This is a genomic window from Pseudoalteromonas shioyasakiensis (assembly GCF_022398475.1).
Classification (GTDB): domain Bacteria; phylum Pseudomonadota; class Gammaproteobacteria; order Enterobacterales; family Alteromonadaceae; genus Pseudoalteromonas.
Genome location: NZ_JAKEVM010000025.1, coordinates 1 through 18,745 on the forward strand (window position 1 = coordinate 1; position 18,745 = coordinate 18,745).

General features: G+C 43.1%; 10 protein-coding genes, 7 tRNA genes and 1 other RNA gene. 3 read left to right on the forward strand and 15 right to left on the reverse strand.

Going from position 1 to position 18,745, the window contains the following annotated elements:
• The first annotated feature begins 34 nt into the window (after positions 1-34).
• Positions 35-880: a LysR family transcriptional regulator gene (locus L1D51_RS06900; RefSeq protein ID WP_054551321.1), complete on the forward strand. Its 846-nt coding sequence runs from the start codon at positions 35-37 to the stop codon at positions 878-880.
• Positions 881-1,880: 1,000 nt separating this feature from the next.
• Positions 1,881-4,031, forward strand: coding sequence for a TonB-dependent receptor family protein (locus L1D51_RS06905; protein WP_239963288.1), 2,151 nt, complete (start codon positions 1,881-1,883; stop codon positions 4,029-4,031).
• A gap of 452 nt (positions 4,032-4,483) precedes the next feature.
• Here the strand turns inward: L1D51_RS06905 and nagP are convergent, their stop codons facing one another.
• The 5 genes from nagP to L1D51_RS06930 form a co-directional block, all read right to left on the reverse strand.
• Positions 4,484-5,788 (reverse strand): N-acetylglucosamine MFS transporter NagP, encoded by a 1,305-nt coding sequence (gene nagP, locus L1D51_RS06910; protein ID WP_055198117.1) that lies wholly within the window; start codon positions 5,786-5,788, stop codon positions 4,484-4,486.
• A 208-nt stretch (positions 5,789-5,996) separates the two neighbouring features.
• Positions 5,997-7,163, reverse strand: coding sequence for an FAD-dependent monooxygenase (locus L1D51_RS06915; protein WP_239963289.1), 1,167 nt, complete (start codon positions 7,161-7,163; stop codon positions 5,997-5,999).
• Positions 7,160-8,341, reverse strand: coding sequence for a 2-octaprenyl-6-methoxyphenyl hydroxylase (gene ubiH / locus L1D51_RS06920; RefSeq protein WP_239963290.1), 1,182 nt, complete (start codon positions 8,339-8,341; stop codon positions 7,160-7,162). The genes L1D51_RS06915 and ubiH overlap by 4 nt, the downstream gene beginning before the upstream one ends.
• 8 nt (positions 8,342-8,349) lie before the next feature.
• The gene (pepP, locus tag L1D51_RS06925) at positions 8,350-9,675 is read right to left on the reverse strand and encodes a Xaa-Pro aminopeptidase (RefSeq protein ID WP_239963291.1); all 1,326 of its coding nucleotides are present in this window, start codon (positions 9,673-9,675) and stop codon (positions 8,350-8,352) included.
• A 20-nt stretch (positions 9,676-9,695) separates the two neighbouring features.
• A complete protein-coding gene (locus L1D51_RS06930; RefSeq protein ID WP_239963292.1) occupies positions 9,696-10,259 on the reverse strand; it encodes a UPF0149 family protein in 564 nt (187 codons plus the stop codon).
• Between the two features lie 194 nt (positions 10,260-10,453).
• Here L1D51_RS06930 and ssrS point away from each other — a divergent pair.
• Positions 10,454-10,637, forward strand: a non-coding RNA gene (ssrS, locus tag L1D51_RS06935) — 6S RNA.
• Positions 10,638-11,275: 638 nt separating this feature from the next.
• On the opposite strand, the gene L1D51_RS06940 is transcribed toward ssrS, so the two are convergent.
• The 10 genes from L1D51_RS06940 to L1D51_RS06985 form a co-directional block, all read right to left on the reverse strand.
• A complete protein-coding gene (locus L1D51_RS06940) occupies positions 11,276-14,356 on the reverse strand; it encodes an efflux RND transporter permease subunit (protein ID WP_239963293.1) in 3,081 nt (1,026 codons plus the stop codon).
• A complete protein-coding gene (locus tag L1D51_RS06945) occupies positions 14,356-15,594 on the reverse strand; it encodes an efflux RND transporter periplasmic adaptor subunit (RefSeq protein ID WP_239963294.1) in 1,239 nt (412 codons plus the stop codon). The genes L1D51_RS06940 and L1D51_RS06945 overlap by 1 nt, the downstream gene beginning before the upstream one ends.
• Positions 15,595-15,596: 2 nt before the next feature.
• Positions 15,597-17,003: an efflux transporter outer membrane subunit gene (locus tag L1D51_RS06950; protein WP_054560766.1), complete on the reverse strand. Its 1,407-nt coding sequence runs from the start codon at positions 17,001-17,003 to the stop codon at positions 15,597-15,599.
• A gap of 532 nt (positions 17,004-17,535) precedes the next feature.
• Positions 17,536-17,611: transfer RNA gene (locus tag L1D51_RS06955), tRNA-Phe, on the reverse strand.
• 87 nt (positions 17,612-17,698) lie between these two features.
• Positions 17,699-17,774, reverse strand: a tRNA-Thr gene (locus L1D51_RS06960).
• Positions 17,775-17,825: 51 nt separating this feature from the next.
• A tRNA-Phe gene (locus L1D51_RS06965) sits at positions 17,826-17,901 on the reverse strand.
• Between the two features lie 26 nt (positions 17,902-17,927).
• A tRNA-Thr gene (locus tag L1D51_RS06970) sits at positions 17,928-18,003 on the reverse strand.
• 57 nt (positions 18,004-18,060) lie between these two features.
• A tRNA-Phe gene (locus tag L1D51_RS06975) sits at positions 18,061-18,136 on the reverse strand.
• A 105-nt stretch (positions 18,137-18,241) separates the two neighbouring features.
• A tRNA-Thr gene (locus L1D51_RS06980) sits at positions 18,242-18,317 on the reverse strand.
• A 70-nt stretch (positions 18,318-18,387) separates the two neighbouring features.
• Positions 18,388-18,463: transfer RNA gene (locus L1D51_RS06985), tRNA-Phe, on the reverse strand.
• Positions 18,464-18,745 lie beyond the last annotated feature (282 nt).

Here is an 18,745-nt window from a genome sequence, read left to right on the forward strand (position 1 = left end):
CTTATATACATAGCTCTATAAATAGAATTTTTTAATGAAAAACATTTCTACCGATAGTTTACGTACTTTAGTCACTGTTGTTGAAGTTGGCGGATTTGCCAAAGCAGGTGAATTATTGGGGCTATCGCAACCGGCTGTGAGCTTACAAATAAAGCGCCTTGAAGATATGCTGGGCCATAAGCTGTTTAAAAAGCAAGGCCAGCGCCAAGTGCTTAATCAATACGGCGAATTGCTTATGCCATTAGCTAAGCAAATGCTGCAACAAAACGATGCCATTTTGCAGCAGTTCACCAGCGAAAACGTGACCGGTAAAGTGCGCTTGGGGATCCCCAGTGAATTTGCCGCACGTATTTTACCTTCAATTATTGGTGACTTCGTAGCCCTCTACCCTGACGTATCGCTTGAAGTGCGCTCTCGTTTGAGTAAGCATTTGTTGTCGGTCTCGCGCCAAGATCAATTCGATTTAGTATTGGCATTAAACGAAGAGCTAGAATCTGCCAAGTTCCCTATTTTTATGCAAGACCAACTAGTATGGGTGGGTGATTTAAACCTTGCACAAAACGATGTGGTAACGCTTGTAACCGCCCCAGAGGGATGTATTTATCGCCGCCGCGCAATTGAAGCACTACAAAGTGCGGGTATTAAATACCGCATTGCTTACAGTAATGCCGACTTAACAGGCCTAACTGCGGCATTAAAAGAAGGCTTAGGCATTACAGTGCTTGCAAAAAGCACCGTACCGAATGAGCTTAACTACCAAATACAAACCAAAGATCTCCCCGAGCTTGGTCAAATAGGTATTAGTTTAATTAAACGCACCGACGACCCCGGTACCGCCGTAGACAAACTCGCCGAGTTCATCGCCCTTCGTTTAACGTAGGTTTGAGTTAGCGAGTTTCGAGTTTCGAGTTTCGAGTTTCGAGTTTCGAGTTTCGAGTTTCGAGTTTCGAGTTTCGAGTTTCGAGTTTCGAGTTTCGAGTTTTCAAAATTGTAGCAGCGATTTTATATCGCGTAGTAAATGAAATATGTAGTCGTTCTGCTTACATGACACGTTTTAAATAGATCATCGCGCGAAATAAATTTCACGCCTACGGTGCTAGGTGCTAGGTGCTAGGTGCTAGGTGCTAGGTGCTAGGTGCTAGGTGCTAGGTGCTAACAGCATAGTGTTGGTTTCGAATTGGTAAAGGGAGCTCCCTACCAAATCGACTTTTTTCGGCGTTAAAACGCCTCCTACAACTCGCATCTCGCAAACTTTCCCCTTTACTCTTTCTAACTCGCTAACTTATTTTTATCTGACTTCTGACGACTAATATCTAATATTTCCTATGTGTTAGGTTTCGCTCCGCTCTTCCCAATCTACGAGTTAATGAATCAAGCACTGTAGGTCGTCATTTATGGCGACACATAATCGCTAACATTGACGGGCTAAAGCCCGACCTACGACTCACCCGTTGATTTAAGAAATATCGCGCGAAATAAATTTCACGCCTACGGGTACGCATTTCAATTTAACTATGTGCTGACACAATCCAATCTAACTTCTAACCACTGATATCTAATATCTCCATTTTTTCGGCGTTAAAACGCCTCCTACAACTCGCATCTCGTATCTCGCAAACTTTCCCCTTTACTCTTTCTAACTCGCTAACTTTCAATCTGATAGCTGACGGCTGAAAGCTGATTGCTCCGCCTTGTTAAGTTTTACTTAACACCACTCAAAACCCCAGACTGGTGTTACAATACTACTATATTCATTATATTTGATTTATTTCATAAACTTACAGTTCAGACCTGTTTTATTACAAATAGGATTGATTCGCATTTTTTTACATGTTTTAATTGCGCCGGTTAAAAAAATCTAAACATATACAGGACACACAATGACACCTAAGTTTATTGTTTCTACGCTTTCGACTGCGGTCGCTTTATCTTTAAGCGCTAATGCTTTTGCAAAAGATGTAACTAAAGAAGAGAAAAACTTCGAGCAAATCACTGTAATTGGCTCTGCATCTGCAATTAACGATATTCCTGGCTCTGCTACCTTTATTGATGAACAAGAACTAGAAAAGTTTGAATATACTGATATCTCTCGTGTTTTAAGTGCTGTACCGGGTGTATATGTACAAGAAGAAGACGGCTACGGCCTTCGTCCTAACATCGGTATGCGTGGTACGGGTACGGGTCGTAACGACAAAATCTCAGTAATGGAAGATGGTGTACTTGTAGCACCAGCACCTTACTCAGCGCCTTCTGCTTACTACTTCCCTACTATGGGTCGTATGGAGTCAATCGAAGTACTTAAAGGTGCAGCTTCTGTTAAGTATGGCCCACGTACAACAGGCGGTGTTTTAAACTTAGTTTCTCGTAGCTTACCAACTGAAGGGTCTAAAGGTTTACTTAACGCTGAGCTTGGTAGCGACGGTTTCTACAAAGGTCATGCTTACTTCGGTAAAAAGAAAAACAATGCTGCGGGCCTTGTAGAAGTATTTACTTACGGTGCAGATGGCTTTAAAGATTTACCAGTAGGTAGCGACAACACAGGCTTTGAAAAGAACGATTTCTTATTAAAGTTTGGCTTTGACTTTGGTGATAACGAAGCACACAGCCTAGAAATGAAGTTAAAGTACTCAGACGAGCGCTCTGACGAAACGTACATGGGTTTAACTGACGCTGATTACAAAGAAAACCCTTACCGTCGTTATGCTGCATCGCAAAACGATGAAATGAACACACAACACAATGCATACCAAATCAACTATGCATACCGCTTTGGTAAAGGTTACGAGCTACTTGCTACAGCTTACCTGAACGATTTCCACCGTAACTGGTATAAAGCAAGCAAAGTAAGCAGCAGCTACCTTGAGCAATACAGCGAGTTTGAAGCAAACCCAACGAGCGAAGGTATTGAAGGTGTTGGCGTAAAAGCGAATAACCGTGATTACCAAGCGAAAGGCTTACAAACTGAATTCCATATCCCTGCGGGCAACCACTACATCACAGTTGGTGCACGTTACCACGAAGATGAAATGGATCGTTTCCAATGGGAAGACAAGTACACGCTTAACCAAGACCTATCAATGACGCTTACAGAAAAAGGCGTTCCAGGTTCAAACAGCAACCGTTTAGATAGCGCTGAAGCAACTACCCTATTCATTCAAGATGAGTGGTCACTTGATGCATTAGTTATTAGCGCAGGTCTTCGCTACGAAGACATCACAATCAAACGAGTTGAATGGGCTAAGTCTGATCCAAGTCGTGAAAATGGTTTAACAAAAGATATCAGCAACGACACTGAGATCTTAGTACCATCACTAGGTGCCACTTACACAGTAAGCGACAACCTAACGCTTCTTGCTGGTATTCAAAAAGGTTACGCTCCAGCGGCACCTGGTAATGCGGATCAAGAAGAAGAAGAGAGTGTTAACATTGAACTAGGTGGTCGTTACGATTACGCAGGCATTCAAGGTGAAGTAATTTACTTTAACTCTGACTACACAAACATGCACGGTAACTGTACTGCAGCTGTAGGCTGTAGCGATGACAATATTGGCGACCAATACAACTACGGTGAAGTATCTGTGTCTGGTTTTGAGCTAAGCGCAGGTAAAGTATTTGCTACTAACGCAGCCTCGTTCCCAGTTCGCTTAACTTACACTTACACTGATTCACAGTTCGACAATGCGTTTGAATCAGATCTTTGGGGTAGCGTAGAAAAAGGCGATGCAATGCCATACGTGCCTGAAAACCAATTAGCGCTTTCAGTGGGTGCTGAGTTCTCAAGCTTCGTATTCGATACGCAAATGCGTTATGTGTCTGATGCACACGCAGACTTAACAGACTCAGGTCGCAATGCAATCGACAGCCGCGTTGTATGGGATTTAGCAGCTAAATACCTAATCGACGACAAACAAAAAGTATACCTAACAGTAGATAACCTGTTTGACAAAACCTACGTTGCAAACCGTGCAAACGGCGGTATTCAACCAGGTAAACCACGTACCCTACAACTAGGTTACAGCTACTCGTTCTAATAAAATGACTTAGCGAAATATCAAAAGCCGTGTGATGATAATCCCACGGCTTTTTTGTGGATGAGAGTTGCGAGTTTTCAAAATTGTAGCTGCGATTTTATATCGCGTAGTAAATGAAATATGTAGTCGTTCTGCTTACATGACACGTTTTAAATAGATCATCGCGCGAAATAAATTTCACGCCTACGGTGCTAGGTGCTAGGTGCTAGGTGCTAGGTGCTAGGTGCTAGGTGCTAGGTGCTTGGCGCTAACAGCATAGTGTTGGTTTTAGATTCGTAAAGAGGGCTCCCTACCCAATCGACTTTTTTCGGCGTTAAAACGCCTCCTACAACTCGCATCTCGCAAACTTTCCCCTTTACTCTTTACCCTTGTAACTCGCTAACTTTTACCCACAAAAAAGCCGCAGTGATGGGCGTACCGCGGCTTTGCCTAACTTGAAATAATCTACTGGGTTATTTCCAGCTTCTCATCTTATGGCCTTTTAAGGCGTAAAATAAAATGAATACATAACTTGGGATCATCACAATGTAAGCGCCTTGTGCGCCTAGGCCTGCTACGTTTCCTAAACCGATTAATAATGGGCCTAGTGCACCACCAGCAATACCCATGATCAATAACCCTGATGCAGTGCCTGTTAAGCGACCTAAGCCAGCTAAAGCTAGTGGCCAAATTGCAGGCCAAACCATGGCATTAGCAAAGCCTAATAACGCAATGCATAACAATGGGTCTGGTAATTGTGGGCCACCAAATGGCACTAATAATAGGTTTGAAATAATAAACGAGTCATTGCTACCAAGTACCACTAATAACACGGTGATAATGCCGGCAATACCCGACATTAATAACGCTGTTTGTTGGCTCATAAAGCGTGGAATAGTCAAAATACCAATTGCGTAACCAATCAACATACACGCCATGGTGTAAGAGGTCATAACTGAGTAATCAGCAACGCCAATTTGTAATGCGTACGAGCCAATGGTGTCTGCTGCAATCACTTCAACAGCAACGTATAAAGCAATACCCACTACACCTAAAACTAAGTGAGGGTGTGCTAGGGTTTCTTTAATTTCGCCTTTGCCGTTTGATGTTTCGTCTTCATCAAATACTAAATCAGGTAATGGTGCAAATTTCGCAAAAGCAGCAAATAACATGATTAACGCAGCAATCAACACATAAGGCATGATAAGGCTATTTGCCATAATGTCTTTTTGCTCTTGTGATAATTTACCTGCGCCATCAACAACACCGCTTACAACTACAGCGGCAAAAATAACAGGCACAATAACACCCGCAAATTTGTTTAATAAGCCCATGATACACACGCGCACAGCGGCTGATTTTTCAGAGCCCATTTTAACCACGTATGGGTTAACAGCGGTTTGTAGCACGGTTTGTCCTACACCAATCATTAACTGTGCGAACAAGAAAATTTCGATCATTTGCAGTTTTGCAGCGGGAATATACATCAGCGCCGATAAAGCCATAATCGCACAGCCAATCGCCATACCATTCTTATAACCAACGCGTTTGATCAGCATAGCCGATGGGATACCGGCAACTGTTACCGCAATATAAAAAGAAGAGATGATAAACGAAGCTTGTAACGGCGAAAGCTCAAGCATTTGCTGCAAAAATGGTGTAATTGCACCATTAAGCCACGTTATACACCCTAAGATAAAAAACATTGAGCCGGCCAATACCATTGGCAGCCAGATGCTTTGTTTTGTGTTGTTGTCACACTCAACCGTTGCTTCCATAATTGTTCTCTTAGTTTAATTATTTTTATTTGGTTGGAATCTAGTATACAACTCAACAGAGCTGTTTAATTTCCATACCAATCACAAAAATTTAATCATACACTAACAAAAATGACAGCGCTATCATTTTGCGTTCATATAAGTGCAAAAAAGCCGCAGCTAATTGCTTAGCTGCGGCTTAAACTAAATAGTAACAACTAGTTAGGTGTTATTTACCGATTGCTTCTTTTGCGAACAAATGTTTAATTGGGCCAAGGTTGTCTACAAGGCTTAAACCAACACCACGTACAAGCTTTTTCAGTGGGTTAGCACCTGCAAATAACTCTTTTAAGCCTTGCATCATAGCTATGTGCTTTTGCGCATCAAGCTTACGAGTACGTTCATAATCACGCAGCGTGCGTGCACTTGCAAACTCGCCTTGCTCATTACTTAATAGCTCAATTAAATAAGCGGCGTCTTTTAGGCCAAGGTTCATACCTAAACCAGCTAATGGGTGAATGGTATGCGCTGCGTCGCCCATTAATACTACTTTGCCCGACACCCACTGCTGGGCATAACGCATCTTAAGTGGAAACGCCATGCGCTCACTCTGCACTTCACATAAACCACATTGGCCATCGAGGGCTGCCATAACCGCTTTATTAAAGTTGTTATCATCAAGCGCTAAAAGTGTGTCGCAATGCTCTGGGCTTGTTGACCAAACAATTGAGTGCGTATGGTTATCTGGCAAGGGTAAAAACGCCAGCGGCCCGGTTGGCAAAAACACTTGGCGTGCTGTGTTGTTATGCTCATCAGCGGTTTTAACCGTGGCAACAATAGCGTGATGGTCATAATCTTTAAAAGTAATTGGCATATTGAACTGCTTACGAATAGCCGAGTTAGCCCCATCAGCCGCTACTAATAATTTAGCAATCACAGGCTCGCCGCTTTCAAGAGTAATAAACACATCAGAGTCAGTTTGATGAATTTGCTGATAGCGGGTTTCGAACAGTAAAGTAGCATTACTTTGTTTTTCAAGTTCGCTAATTAAAGCGTAGCGAATAATATCGTTTTCGACGATATGACCCAGCTGCGGCAAATCGAGATCGTTATGATCAAAATGAATTTTACCAAAGCTGTCTTGATCACGTACATCCATCGAGGTATACGGTGTAGCACGTTGTTTAATGATCTCTGGCCATACATTTAAAGACTCGAATAAGCCCTGACTAGCTAAGCTCAATGCGCTCACGCGAAGTGCGTAATCATCACCCGGTAAGGTTTGATTTTTACTCGCATCAATCACCACAACGCTGATATCTGCTTTTGCTAAACCAAGTGCTAGCGTAAGGCCAACACAGCCACCACCGACAATACAAACTTGTGCTTGTTTCATATCCGTTTACCTTGCTTAACCTGACCCATAAGCTGTTTTGCCAGCGGGGTTTTTAACGAGGAGAATAAATCCATTGAGAAAAGGCCAATGCTGCGACCAAGCGCGAGCAATCGTGATGAGTTAGAGAACAAACGCACTAAGCTGTCTGTGAGTGTCATCACGGTAGTAATATCTTTACTGCGAGTTTGGCTGTAATAACGGGTAAAGGCGTAATCACCAAGGTCGCTTCGGTTTGCCATATCACACAATAATTGCACATCACGTAGGCCTAAATTAAAGCCCTGCCCTGCGATTGGGTGAATAGCGTGCCCTGCATTACCAATTAATACTGTACGGTGGCTGCTCAGTGATTCTGCTTTACCGTACACAAGCGGATAACTTGCACGCATACCCACTTTACTAAATGCGCCGCCGCAGTAACCAAATGCTTTTTGCAACTCAGCTAAAAAGGCATCGTCTTCAAGTGCCATATGGTGCTCAATTTGCTCAGGCTCCATGCACCACACCAGTGAATATCGGTTATTACTCATTGGCAACAGTGCCATTGGGCCGTGCTCAGTAAAACGCTCAAAGGCATGATGATGATGACCACCAGCCACTTCGATGTTAGCAATAATCGCCGCTTGCTGATAAGCGCGAGTATTAAACTCAATATTAGCCAATTTACGGCTTTGCGAATGAGCACCATCGGCAATCACCACAAGCTTTGCGCTTAACTGCTCGCCCGAGCTTAGCATGATGTTGGCAAAATCGCTTTGGTATTCAAGCTTGGCAACCGTATCAGGGCAAAACAAACTAACATCAGTACGAGTAAGTAGCTGATGAAGGCTGCGCCCAAATGGGTTCACTTCGACCACATAACCAAGGGCATCATGACCGTATTCTTGGCAATCAATATGCGTTTTACCAAAATGGCCACGGTCAGATACAGTGACTTTTTTAATCGCTGCCGCAAATGGTGCTTGGCAATCAAACGCATTGATTGATTTTAAGTACTGAACAGACTGCTGAGCCAGCGCAATGCTTCTATCATCAAAGCTTGGATGATAGTTTGCGCTCACTTCATTTGCTTCAATTACAGCGATTGATAACTGCTTATTGCTCTGTTTTAGGCCTAGGGCACAACTTGCACCTGCCATTCCACCGCCGATAATGACAACATCAAACTGCTTTGCCACGCTTGCTCCTAGCCTTTGTTTGCTTGCATCACTGCTTCAATGTCACTAATGGTTTTAGGAACCGAAATGGTCAGATTTTCATGGCCATCTTGAGTGACAAGTAAATTATCTTCGATACGAATACCGATGCCTTTATATTGCTCTGGTGCTTTTGCATCTTCGCTAATATATAAACCCGGTTCGATGGTGAGCACCATGCCCGGCTCAAATACGCGCTCTTTTTCATCAAGCTTATATTCGCCAACATCGTGTACGTCTAACCCTAACCAATGACCAAGGCCATGCATGTAAAATGCTTTGCAGGCTTGGTTTGCCATTAGCTCATCAAGCTCACCGGTTAAAATGCCTAAATCAATAAGCCCTTGCGTTAATACCGTTGAGGCCAGTTCATTCGCTTTCGATAAACTACCGCCTGGCTTTACTTGGCTGAATGCTGCTTCTTGAGCTGCTAATACAATGTTGTAAAGCGCTGCTTGAGGTTCGCTAAACTTGCCATTGATTGGGAAAGTACGTGTGATATCTGCCGCATAACCTTCAAGTTCACAGCCAGAGTCAATTAACACTAAATCGCCATCTTTTAGCTCAGCATCATTTTGTGTGTAGTGCAAAATGTTGGCGTTATCGCCACTGCCGACAATCGTGCCATAAGCAGGATGACGAGCACCATTCATTGCATAATGGTGATGAAGCTCTGCTTCTAATTGGTATTCAGTTGCGCCAGGTTTGGCAAACTGCATAGCGCGAATATGGCCTTGCGCACTAATTTCGCAAGCTGTACGCATAATGTTTAATTCTGCGTCAGATTTAAACAAACGCATTTCATGCACTAAACCACGAATATCTTTAATGGTATGTGGGGCTTTATAGCCCTTTTTAGATGCGCCGCGAAGTGTGTTTAATAAGTCCCAAACCTTTGCATCGAAATTTGCGTAAGTGCCTTGTGCATAAAATAAAATCTGCTGGCCGTTCACCAAATCTAATAATTGTTCATCTAGTTCACTAAGTGGGCAAGTTGCGTCGAATAAGTACTCAGATTTAGCTTTTTCGAAGCCAATTCTTCGGCCATGCCAAATTTCAGCTAGTTTATCTTTGTTACGGCAAGTCAGCGTACTTGGTGTATCGCTTGACGGGCACAGTACTAAAACCGCATCTGGTTCGTTAAACCCAGTTAGATAGAAAAAGTCACTGTCTTGACGAAATGCATATTCAGTATCACGGCTACGTGTTACTTCTCCAGCCGCAGGAATAATAGCCACGCTATTCTTATCCATCATCGCAAGTAAACGCTCGCGGCGGGCTTTAAATTCAGCTTTATCGATTGCAATAGACGACATGCTAAACCTCTGTAATTTGATTAGTGAAGGGTCTTCTTAGGGTTTTTATCTACAGGCTCTTTGCCTAATTCAGCAAAACATAAAAGCGCAGAAACACGTACATATTCAATCACTTCGTGGAGTGCTTGGCTGTCTTCTTCGGTCTCTTCAAACATGGTGTCTAGACGGGTAATTTCACTAAAATCGCTAATCACTTCTTTCACATCAGCAGATAACTTGCCGTAATCTTTTTGTTTTAAACCAAAACCAAGCATAAAACCCGATACCCAAGATACTAAGCCATTGGCTAAATCGATCAGTGTTTCGTCGTCGCTTGGTAAGAATAGGTCAAACTGAAATTCTTCATCGCTAAAGCTGGCAACGACCTGAGAATACACATCAGCAAAAAATGCTTTTAAATCTTTATTGAAGGCTAAGCCATCATTGAATACATCGCTTAATAAACCTAAGTATTCGTCGGCTTCGATATTGATGCCACAGGCTAATAAACCGCTGATCACACCATGGGCTTCGGCTGGTGCGACAAAAATTTCATTCTTTTCTAATAATAATTGGGCTTGTTGGTAATCAGGTAACGTGCTCATAACTTTTTCTTTGTTCGGCTAAGTAACGCCATGCTACCACTCGATAAATCGCAACTCCAATTAATTGTATGATTGAGGTCAAAAAGCAATCTGAAAAGTAAATAAGCAGTTAAAGGTGGGGAAAAACTACCCGAACGATCCGCTTTTTTTACTTCTATGGTTTAAGGATTGAAACTTGTCTTATATACTGAAGGTGTTCCCTAGGGTGCAGGAGCTTGGTTAAGTCCCTGAGCCGATAAATTTTATGTTAGGGTTTCTGTTCGTTTACTATTGTGCAAGCTCGGCATGTACCGAGAAGCCTACGGTAGACCGCAGATCCCCGCCCTGAAACCTCAAGGTTTCAGGACTGACACCGGGCACCGCATACTTGGGGAACACCATTTCTATCTAGTTTCAAGTTTCAAGTTATCAATACTTTCCCTATATTTCCCTTTTACAAGAAATTTTAGTTTTCGGCGTTGAAACGCCTCCTACATCTCGAAACTCGTTAACTTTACTCTTTCCCCTTGCTAACTCGCTAATTTATTTGTTTATCTGACTTCTGACGACTAATATCTAATATTTCCTATGTGTTGGGTTTCGCTTCGCTCTAACTAACCTACGAGCTAATGAGTCAAGCACTGTAGGTCGTCATTTATGGCGACACATAATCGCTAACATTGACGAGCTAAAGCCCGACCTACGACTTACCCGTTATTTAAGAAATATCGCGCGAAATAAATTTCACGCCTACATTACCGGGTTTAGCCATAGCAATGTGCGGGCACAATCTAATCTAACGTCTAACCACTGATATCTAATATCTCCATTTTTTTCGACGTTAAAACGCCTCCTACAACTCGTATCTCGTCCCTCGAAACTCGCACCTTTCCCCTCGCTAACTTTATTCTTTTAAAACAAAAACGCGGGATAAATCCGCCGCCACTCGTTACCTGTAGCAGCGGGTTTACCCCGCGTCCTAGAACCTAGCTCCTAGCGCCTAGTCCCAACCAAGCGCTAACTGTTAACTTCGCCCCCTACTTAAACCACCCTTGAAAACGCTCCATTAATAGATAATTAACTGGCACTAATAGCAAGGTGATAAGCGTTGCGAAGATAATCCCAAAACCAAGGCTTACTGCCATTGGAATAAGGAATTGTGCTTGCGTTGCTTTTTCAAATAACAGCGGCATTAAGCCAATAAAGGTGGTTAAACTGGTTAGCATAACAGGGCGAAAACGTGCCGCACCGGCAAGCTTAACGGTTTCAAGTAAATCACCGCCCTCTTCACGTTTCTTATTGATAAAATCAACCAGTACCAAAGAGTCATTCACTACAACACCTATCAGGGCTAACATGCCAAGTAAGCTCATAATGGTTAACTCCATGCCCATTACCCAGTGGCCCATTACCGCACCTATCATGCCAAACGGAATAACACTCATCACAATTAATGGCTGTAAGTATGATTTAAACGGTATCGCTAATAACGCATAAATAATAAAGAATACAAACACGAGGCCCCAAGCCAATGAACCAAATGACTCTCGCTGCTCTTTGGCTTCACCTTCGAGAGAGTAATCAACCCCTGGGTATTGCACCATGAGCTCATCTAAGTAGGTTTTTAAATCTGCTTGCAGTACCGTCATATTGGTATTTGATTTTTCAACATCGGCTGTCACATTCAATGTGCGATAGCGATCAATACGATAAATAGACGATGGACTTTGCCCTGGCACTAAGGTCGCCACATGCGACAATGGCACTGTGCCACCCGTTGGGGTTTTAATTAAAATATCGGTTAAATCAGCAACTGAGCGGCGCTCTTCAATTGGCAAACGCACCATTACACGCACATCATCACGACCACGTTGAATACGTTGAACTTGCGCACCAAAGAACGAATTACGCACTTGTTGCGATACATCAACACGGTTTAAACCGAGTGCCAAACCTTGCTCTGTTAGCTCAATTTGCAGCTCATCTTTACCATCTGACATGCTATCAGCAATTTCGTACACAGTTGGGTAAGTTGCTAAACGCTCTTTTACCTTTTCTGCCACAGCTTCAAGGGTGTCGATTGAGCTGCCACTTAGCTGCACATCAATAGGGTCTGAACTGCGACCAAATTCAGCACGGAAAGTCACACTCTCTGCGCCCGGTATAATACCGATAAGGTCACGCCATTCACTGGCAAGCTCTCGAGAGCCGATATCTGATTCTCGTTTTTCGGCTGGTGTGATTTCAAAGCGCACACTACCTGTATTTGACGAACCACCTCGGCCACCCGTGGTTGCCAAAATATTTAAAATTACGCTTTGGCCATCTTCATCACGATACTTGTCTTGTAGCTCTTTGGCCTTATCTGACATATCGATGATGTACTTGTTGGTCACTTCAAACGGTGTTCCAGCAGGGAATGTTAGCTCTGCGCGAACGGTTTCACTTGGTATACGCGGGAAGAATATAAACTTTGTCCAACCGCTGGTGATCAGGGTCAAAATGATGAAGAAAACCCCTACGAACAAGCTGACAGTTGCTAATTTATTCTTTAGTGCAACATTTAGTAGCGGCTGATAGTACTTCATAATGGCGTGTTCAAAGCCATCGGCAAAACGCTGCTGAAACTGCTGCAGTTTTGACGGATTACTTTTTTCACTTCGTAGTTTTAAGTACTTTAAGTGAGCCGGCAGAACAAATTTAGACTCTATTAAAGAGAACAGTAATACCGGAATAACGACAACAGGAATTTGCGCAAATAAGGCACCGCGGTTACCTTCGATAAAGGCTAATGGTAAAAATGCAGCAACCGTTGTAAGTACACCAAAGGTAACGGGTGTCGCAACTTCTTGCGTACCACGAATAGCAGCTTGCTCACCACTTTCGGCTGTTTTTAGGTGGGTGTAGACATTTTCACCGGTCACAATGGCATCATCAACAACAATACCAAGTACCAAAATAAAACCAAATAAACTCATTACATTAAGCGTAATACCAAAAATTGGCATTGCTAAAAACGCGCCCATGAATGACACAGGGATACCAATAAACACCCAAAACGCAATGGCAGGACGCAAGAACAAGGTAAGTAATGCAAGAACTAAAATACCACCTTGAATAGCATTGGTTGTCAGTGTAGCAATACGGCTTTTCACGATTTCAGAGTCGTCATCCCAAAAGCTTAACTCAAACCCTTCAGGTAGCTGGCTTTGATGCTCGGTAATGTAATTTTTTACCGCATCAGCAACTTCAATCGCACTTTGCGGACCAATACGGTACACATCAATAAACGCCGCTTGCTTACCATTGAATCGCGTGCGAACTGGGGTTTCTTCGAAGTCATCAGTAATACGAGCAATGTCACCTAGGCGAATAATGGTACCATCAGCTTGGTACTTCACCACAACTTGGGCAAACTCATCTTTACGATAGGCTTGGCCTTTTGAGCGAATGAGTACATCACCCCCTTCCGTTTTTAAGTTACCTGCAGAAACATCGGTACTTGAATTACTAATTGCTGAAGAAATGTCCGATAAGCGTAAATCATATTGGCGTAATGTATCTTGGCTTACTTCAATAGCAATTTCGTAATCACGCACCCCACTTAGCTCTACCTGAGTGATTTCTGGCAAGCGTAATAAGTCATCACGTACCTGCTCGGCGTATTCTAAAGTTTCTTTTTCGCCGTATTCACTCGACACGGTTACCGCTATTACTTCACGAGTGCGCTGTGCAAGGGCTACAACTGGTTTTTCGGCATCAACCGGAAAAGTGTTAATGGCATCAACCCGGCTTTTTATATCGGCTAATAGCTCCCGTGGGTCATAGCCGGTATCTACTTCAATTGATACCGAGGCAGAGCCTTCTGATGAGCGGCTAGTAATACGCTTGATCCCTTCGAGATCTTGCACCGCTTCTTCAATACGGATAGCGACACCCTTTTCAACATCTTCAGGTGTTGAGCCACGTAAGGTCACGCTAACACTGATACGGTCTGCTTCAAATGAAGGAAACACTTCGAGTGGTATTTGCGTCGAAACGCTAAATAGCCCCGCTAATAAAATGCTGATCAGCAATAAGTTTGCTGCAACATGATTCTTTGTAAACCAAGCGATCATTATTGCGCTCCTTGCTCTTTAGCCGGCTCTTGATTGCTTGGGCGCTGTGCTTTACCACGCGTAGCTTGATATGCTTCACTACCCATAACGGTAACTTGTGTACCTGAGCTAACTTGTCCAAGCGGAGTAATCACTAAGTGTTCTCCTGCTGATAAGCCTTCGGCAACCATAGCTTGAGTCGCGTTTTGCCAAGCCAGTGAGATGTTTTTACGACGTAATACACCTTGCTCTTCAATATAAACGTACGTGCCTTGGTAAATTGCGCTGTTTGGGATCACAATGGCATTTTCAACCGCTTTGCCGGTAATTTGCGCTTTGATGTACTGACCAATTTTAATTGGATACTGATTCGCAGAAGTGGCTTTGTAAGGGTCATTAATTTGTGCAACCACGTAAAGCTGCTGCGCGCTTTCATCAATGGCCCCTTCGGTGCGAATAACTTGACCTTGCCATTGCTGTTTACCAACAAGATCTGAGCTAAATTTAACGAGTGAACCTGCGCTATTTTTAGCACCATCACGAAATTGTTCTGGTAAGTTAATGAACGGCAGATCTTTATTTTTGATTGGTAAGCGAATTTCAACACGGTCAATCGCATAAATGCTGGCAAGTTCCATGTTATTACTCACCACTTGGCCTAAATCTACGCTGCGGCTTAAAACTCGCCCCGCGTATGGAGCAGTGATTTTTGTACGCTCTAAATCAAGTTTGGCTTTTTCAAGCGTCGCTTGGGCAGACAATACACTTGCCTCGGCTGCTGCAAGTTGTGGCTTACGCAATACCAGGCTACTTGCTTGTTCACCCTTGCCTAAGCGCTCCCAGTCAGTAATAGCTTGACGACCACGAGCTTGCTCTTCAAGTAAGCTTTGCTCAGCGGTTAATAACGTCGCTTGTGCTGATTTTACTTCGGCGCGGTGATCTCTATCATCTAGTTGCAACAACACATCGCCTTTTTCGAAAAAGCCACCTTCACGAAATTGCTCACTAATTTCGATAATTTGCCCTGAAGCCTGCGCGACTAGCATACTTTGCGTACGTGGCTTTACGGTGCCAAAACTATCAATCATCACCTGATAGGTTTCTGGTGTTAGGGTCTTAACTGCCACATTTACTTTTGCTTTTGGCGGTGAAGAAAAGCGGTTTGCTTGAGGCGGGTTGCCTTTAATAAACATGACAAGCAGTACCGTCACAACAATTACTACCAATGGAATTAAAATTTTACGTGTCTTGCTATTCATGATTATTGCTCTGCTACTTCGCTGTTTGCTTCACTAAAATCACCACCAAGGGCAATATGTAAGTTGATTCTATTAATAATTAACTGGTTTTTAATTTCGATTACCGAGCTTTGCGCATTAAACGAACGGTCTTGTGCATCGAGTACCGTGGTGTAGGTAACCAAGCCACTTTGATATTGTTCAAACGCTAATGCCTCTGCGGTAATGGCATTTTCTTGCGCTTCTATGGTTTTTTCGTAGCGTACTTTAAGCGCTTGCTCTTGGCTGATGGCTGTTTCAACATCGTTAAAGGCATCATAAAGTGTGGCAAGATACGCCTGTTCTTGGCGCTTAACGCTCAGTCTTGCTTGTTCTTCATTGGCTTTTAAGCGACCCCCTTCAAAAATTGGCATCGAAATACTACCAATCAGCGACCACGCTAAGCTTGAAGGCGAAAATAAGTCGCTCACTCTATCTGTGCTATCACTCATTGATGCAGAAAGATTTAAGCTCGGAAAACGCTGTTTGTGCGCGTAAGCAAGCCCAGCATCGGTGCTAAGTAATTGATACCAGCTTGCCATTAACTCAGGTTTGCGAGTGATAAGCTCTGAAGGTAAACCTAGTGGAATAGCACTATCGAGTAGTGGTAAATCTGCGCTAACGCTTAACGCGCCAGTTGGGTATTGGCCTGTTAAACGCTCTAAATCGCGAATCGATTTAGTTAACGTTGCTTGCTGCGCCGCAATGTTCGAGCGCTCGGTATTTAGCTCATTACGAGCAAGATAAACATCAAGTGCTTCATTTAGACCTTGGCGATAACCTGACTCAATAATATCTAAATTTTTCTCAGCGTTTTGCTCACGCTGCTTATATAGCTCAAGTAATTTGTGGTTAGTAATAACATCAAACCAACCCGCTACCACATCAGCGACTAATTGTTGCTTGCTTTGTGCAAAGGTGGCTTTTTCAGCTAGGTACTCAAGGTTTGCTTGTCGTTCTGAGGCCGACAATTTTCCCCATAAATCAACTTCGTAGCTTAATTCTAATGATGCAGAACTAGCATTGTTATAACTAACAGGGCGGTTATCTTTACTACGGCTCGCACGTGTTGATAAATCAAGGCTTGGCCATAAATCAGCCCCAGCAGCAATAAGCTGCTGCTCTTTAATCGCGACATCATAGCCCGCTTGTAAAATCGCTTGGTTATGGGCTAATGCTTGCTCAACTAAAGTAAAAACTTGAGGATCGTGTAATTGCTGCAACCAGTTATCTTCAACAGCAAGCGCCTTGTCGCCAGAAGGGAGTTGCTGCCATGCACTTGGTACAGTATCAAGCTCAGCAACTCGTTCATTGTGAGTCGGCTGGCTCGCACATGCACTTAGCAAAATTACACTTAAAGCCAATAAACTCGGCTTATATTGCCAATTCATTCTAAAAACCTGAAAAACATCTATTTATGAGTGTAATTCAAGCACCACGTTAAGTTTTGCTCAACTGACTTTACATAACATTACACTGCCTTACATTTGGGGACGATGAACGGTAGGAAAATGGAGGTAAGTTGCGAGTTGCGAGTTGCGAGTTGCGAGTTGCGAGTTGCGAGTTTTCAAAATTGTAGCAGCGATTTTATATCGCGTAGGAATGGTGCTAGGTGCTAAGTGCTAGGTGCTAGGTGCTAGGTGCTAGGTGCTAACAGCATAGTGTTGGTGTTGGATTCGTAAAGAGGTCACCCTACCAAATCGAATTTTTTGTTCGGCGTTAAAACGCCTCCTTCAACTCGTATCTCGGGCCTCGAAACTCGTACCTTTACTCTTTCCCCTCGCTAACTCGCTAACTTTTTCATCTGATAGCTGACGGCTGAAAGCTGATAGCTCTTTAAATTTCACGCCTAGGGGGATGTAAAATCGTGATTTGGAGGTGACAGAAACAAAAAAGCCTCGCGATTGCGAGGCTTTGAATCAATGGTGCCCAGAGGCGGAATCGAACCACCGACACGAGGATTTTCAATCCTCTGCTCTACCGACTGAGCTATCTGGGCAATATTTAGTTTTATGCAGAATATCAACAAGGATTTTCAATGCAATTCCCGATGGCTCTACCGACTGAGCTATCTGGGCAAAATAAATGGTGCCGACTATCCGAGTTGAACGGATGACCTACTGATTACAAGTCAGTTGCTCTACCAACTGAGCTAAGTCGGCACACTAAACCTGTGTGCGTTTTGCACTTAATCACATTGTGATTATAAATAATGGTGCCCAGAGGCGGAATCGAACCACCGACACGAGGATTTTCAATCCTCTGCTCTACCGACTGAGCTATCTGGGCATTTTAAACTTTCGTTTAAAAATAAATGGTGCCGACTATCCGAGTTGAACGGATGACCTACTGATTACAAGTCAGTTGCTCTACCAACTGAGCTAAGTCGGCACACTAAAATCGCGTGCGTTGTGCACTATAATCACTTTAAAAGAGATTATCAAATAATGGTGCCCAGAGGCGGAATCGAACCACCGACACGAGGATTTTCAATCCTCTGCTCTACCGACTGAGCTATCTGGGCAATATTTAGTTTTATGCAGAATATCAACAAGGATTTTCAATGCAAATCCCGATGGCTCTACCAACTGAGCTATCTGGGCATTTTAAACTTTCGTTTAAAAATAAATGGTGCCGACTATCCGAGTTGAACGGATGACCTACTGATTACAAGTCAGTTGCTCTACCAACTGAGCTAAGTCGGCACACTAAATCTGTGTGCTATGCACGATACTGATGTTTAAAGCATAAATTAAACACCAATATATTATATAATGGTGCCCAGAGGCGGAATCGAACCACCGACACGAGGATTTTCAATCCTCTGCTCTACCGACTGAGCTATCTGGGCAAATTTTAAACGCTTTTATGAGCAACAGATTTGGTTGTCGCTGTCTGGGCGTGCGGCGTATTAAACGGGTTTTGCCCTCTCAAGTCAACTTTTTTTTGAGGATTCTAACTGTTTGCACAGTTTTCAATCAAGATTGCTGTTTTTAATAGTTTTTAGCTTATTTAATCTACAAACTTTGTGCTTTTTGGTTGACCCTCATCATAAAAGGGTTACCTATGTTAAAAACGTGGTGAATTTTTCTTCATAGATGGTAGGATTGTCCAATAATCAAGAATATGCTTA

Bases quoted from the DNA above. Each gene is read 5' to 3' on its own strand.
- L1D51_RS06950 (WP_054560766.1), bottom strand. From the start codon at position 17,003: ATGAATTGGCAATATAAGCCGAGTTTATTGGCTTTAAGTGTAATTTTG.
- pepP (WP_239963291.1), bottom strand. From the start codon at position 9,675: ATGTCGTCTATTGCAATCGATAAAGCTGAATTTAAAGCCCGCCGCGAG.
- nagP (WP_055198117.1), bottom strand. From the start codon at position 5,788: ATGGAAGCAACGGTTGAGTGTGACAACAACACAAAACAAAGCATCTGG.
- L1D51_RS06945 (WP_239963294.1), bottom strand. From the start codon at position 15,594: ATGAATAGCAAGACACGTAAAATTTTAATTCCATTGGTAGTAATTGTT.
- L1D51_RS06900 (WP_054551321.1), top strand. From the start codon at position 35: ATGAAAAACATTTCTACCGATAGTTTACGTACTTTAGTCACTGTTGTT.
- L1D51_RS06905 (WP_239963288.1), top strand. From the start codon at position 1,881: ATGACACCTAAGTTTATTGTTTCTACGCTTTCGACTGCGGTCGCTTTA.
- L1D51_RS06940 (WP_239963293.1), bottom strand. From the start codon at position 14,356: ATGATCGCTTGGTTTACAAAGAATCATGTTGCAGCAAACTTATTGCTG.
- L1D51_RS06930 (WP_239963292.1), bottom strand. From the start codon at position 10,259: ATGAGCACGTTACCTGATTACCAACAAGCCCAATTATTATTAGAAAAG.
- L1D51_RS06915 (WP_239963289.1), bottom strand. From the start codon at position 7,163: ATGAAACAAGCACAAGTTTGTATTGTCGGTGGTGGCTGTGTTGGCCTT.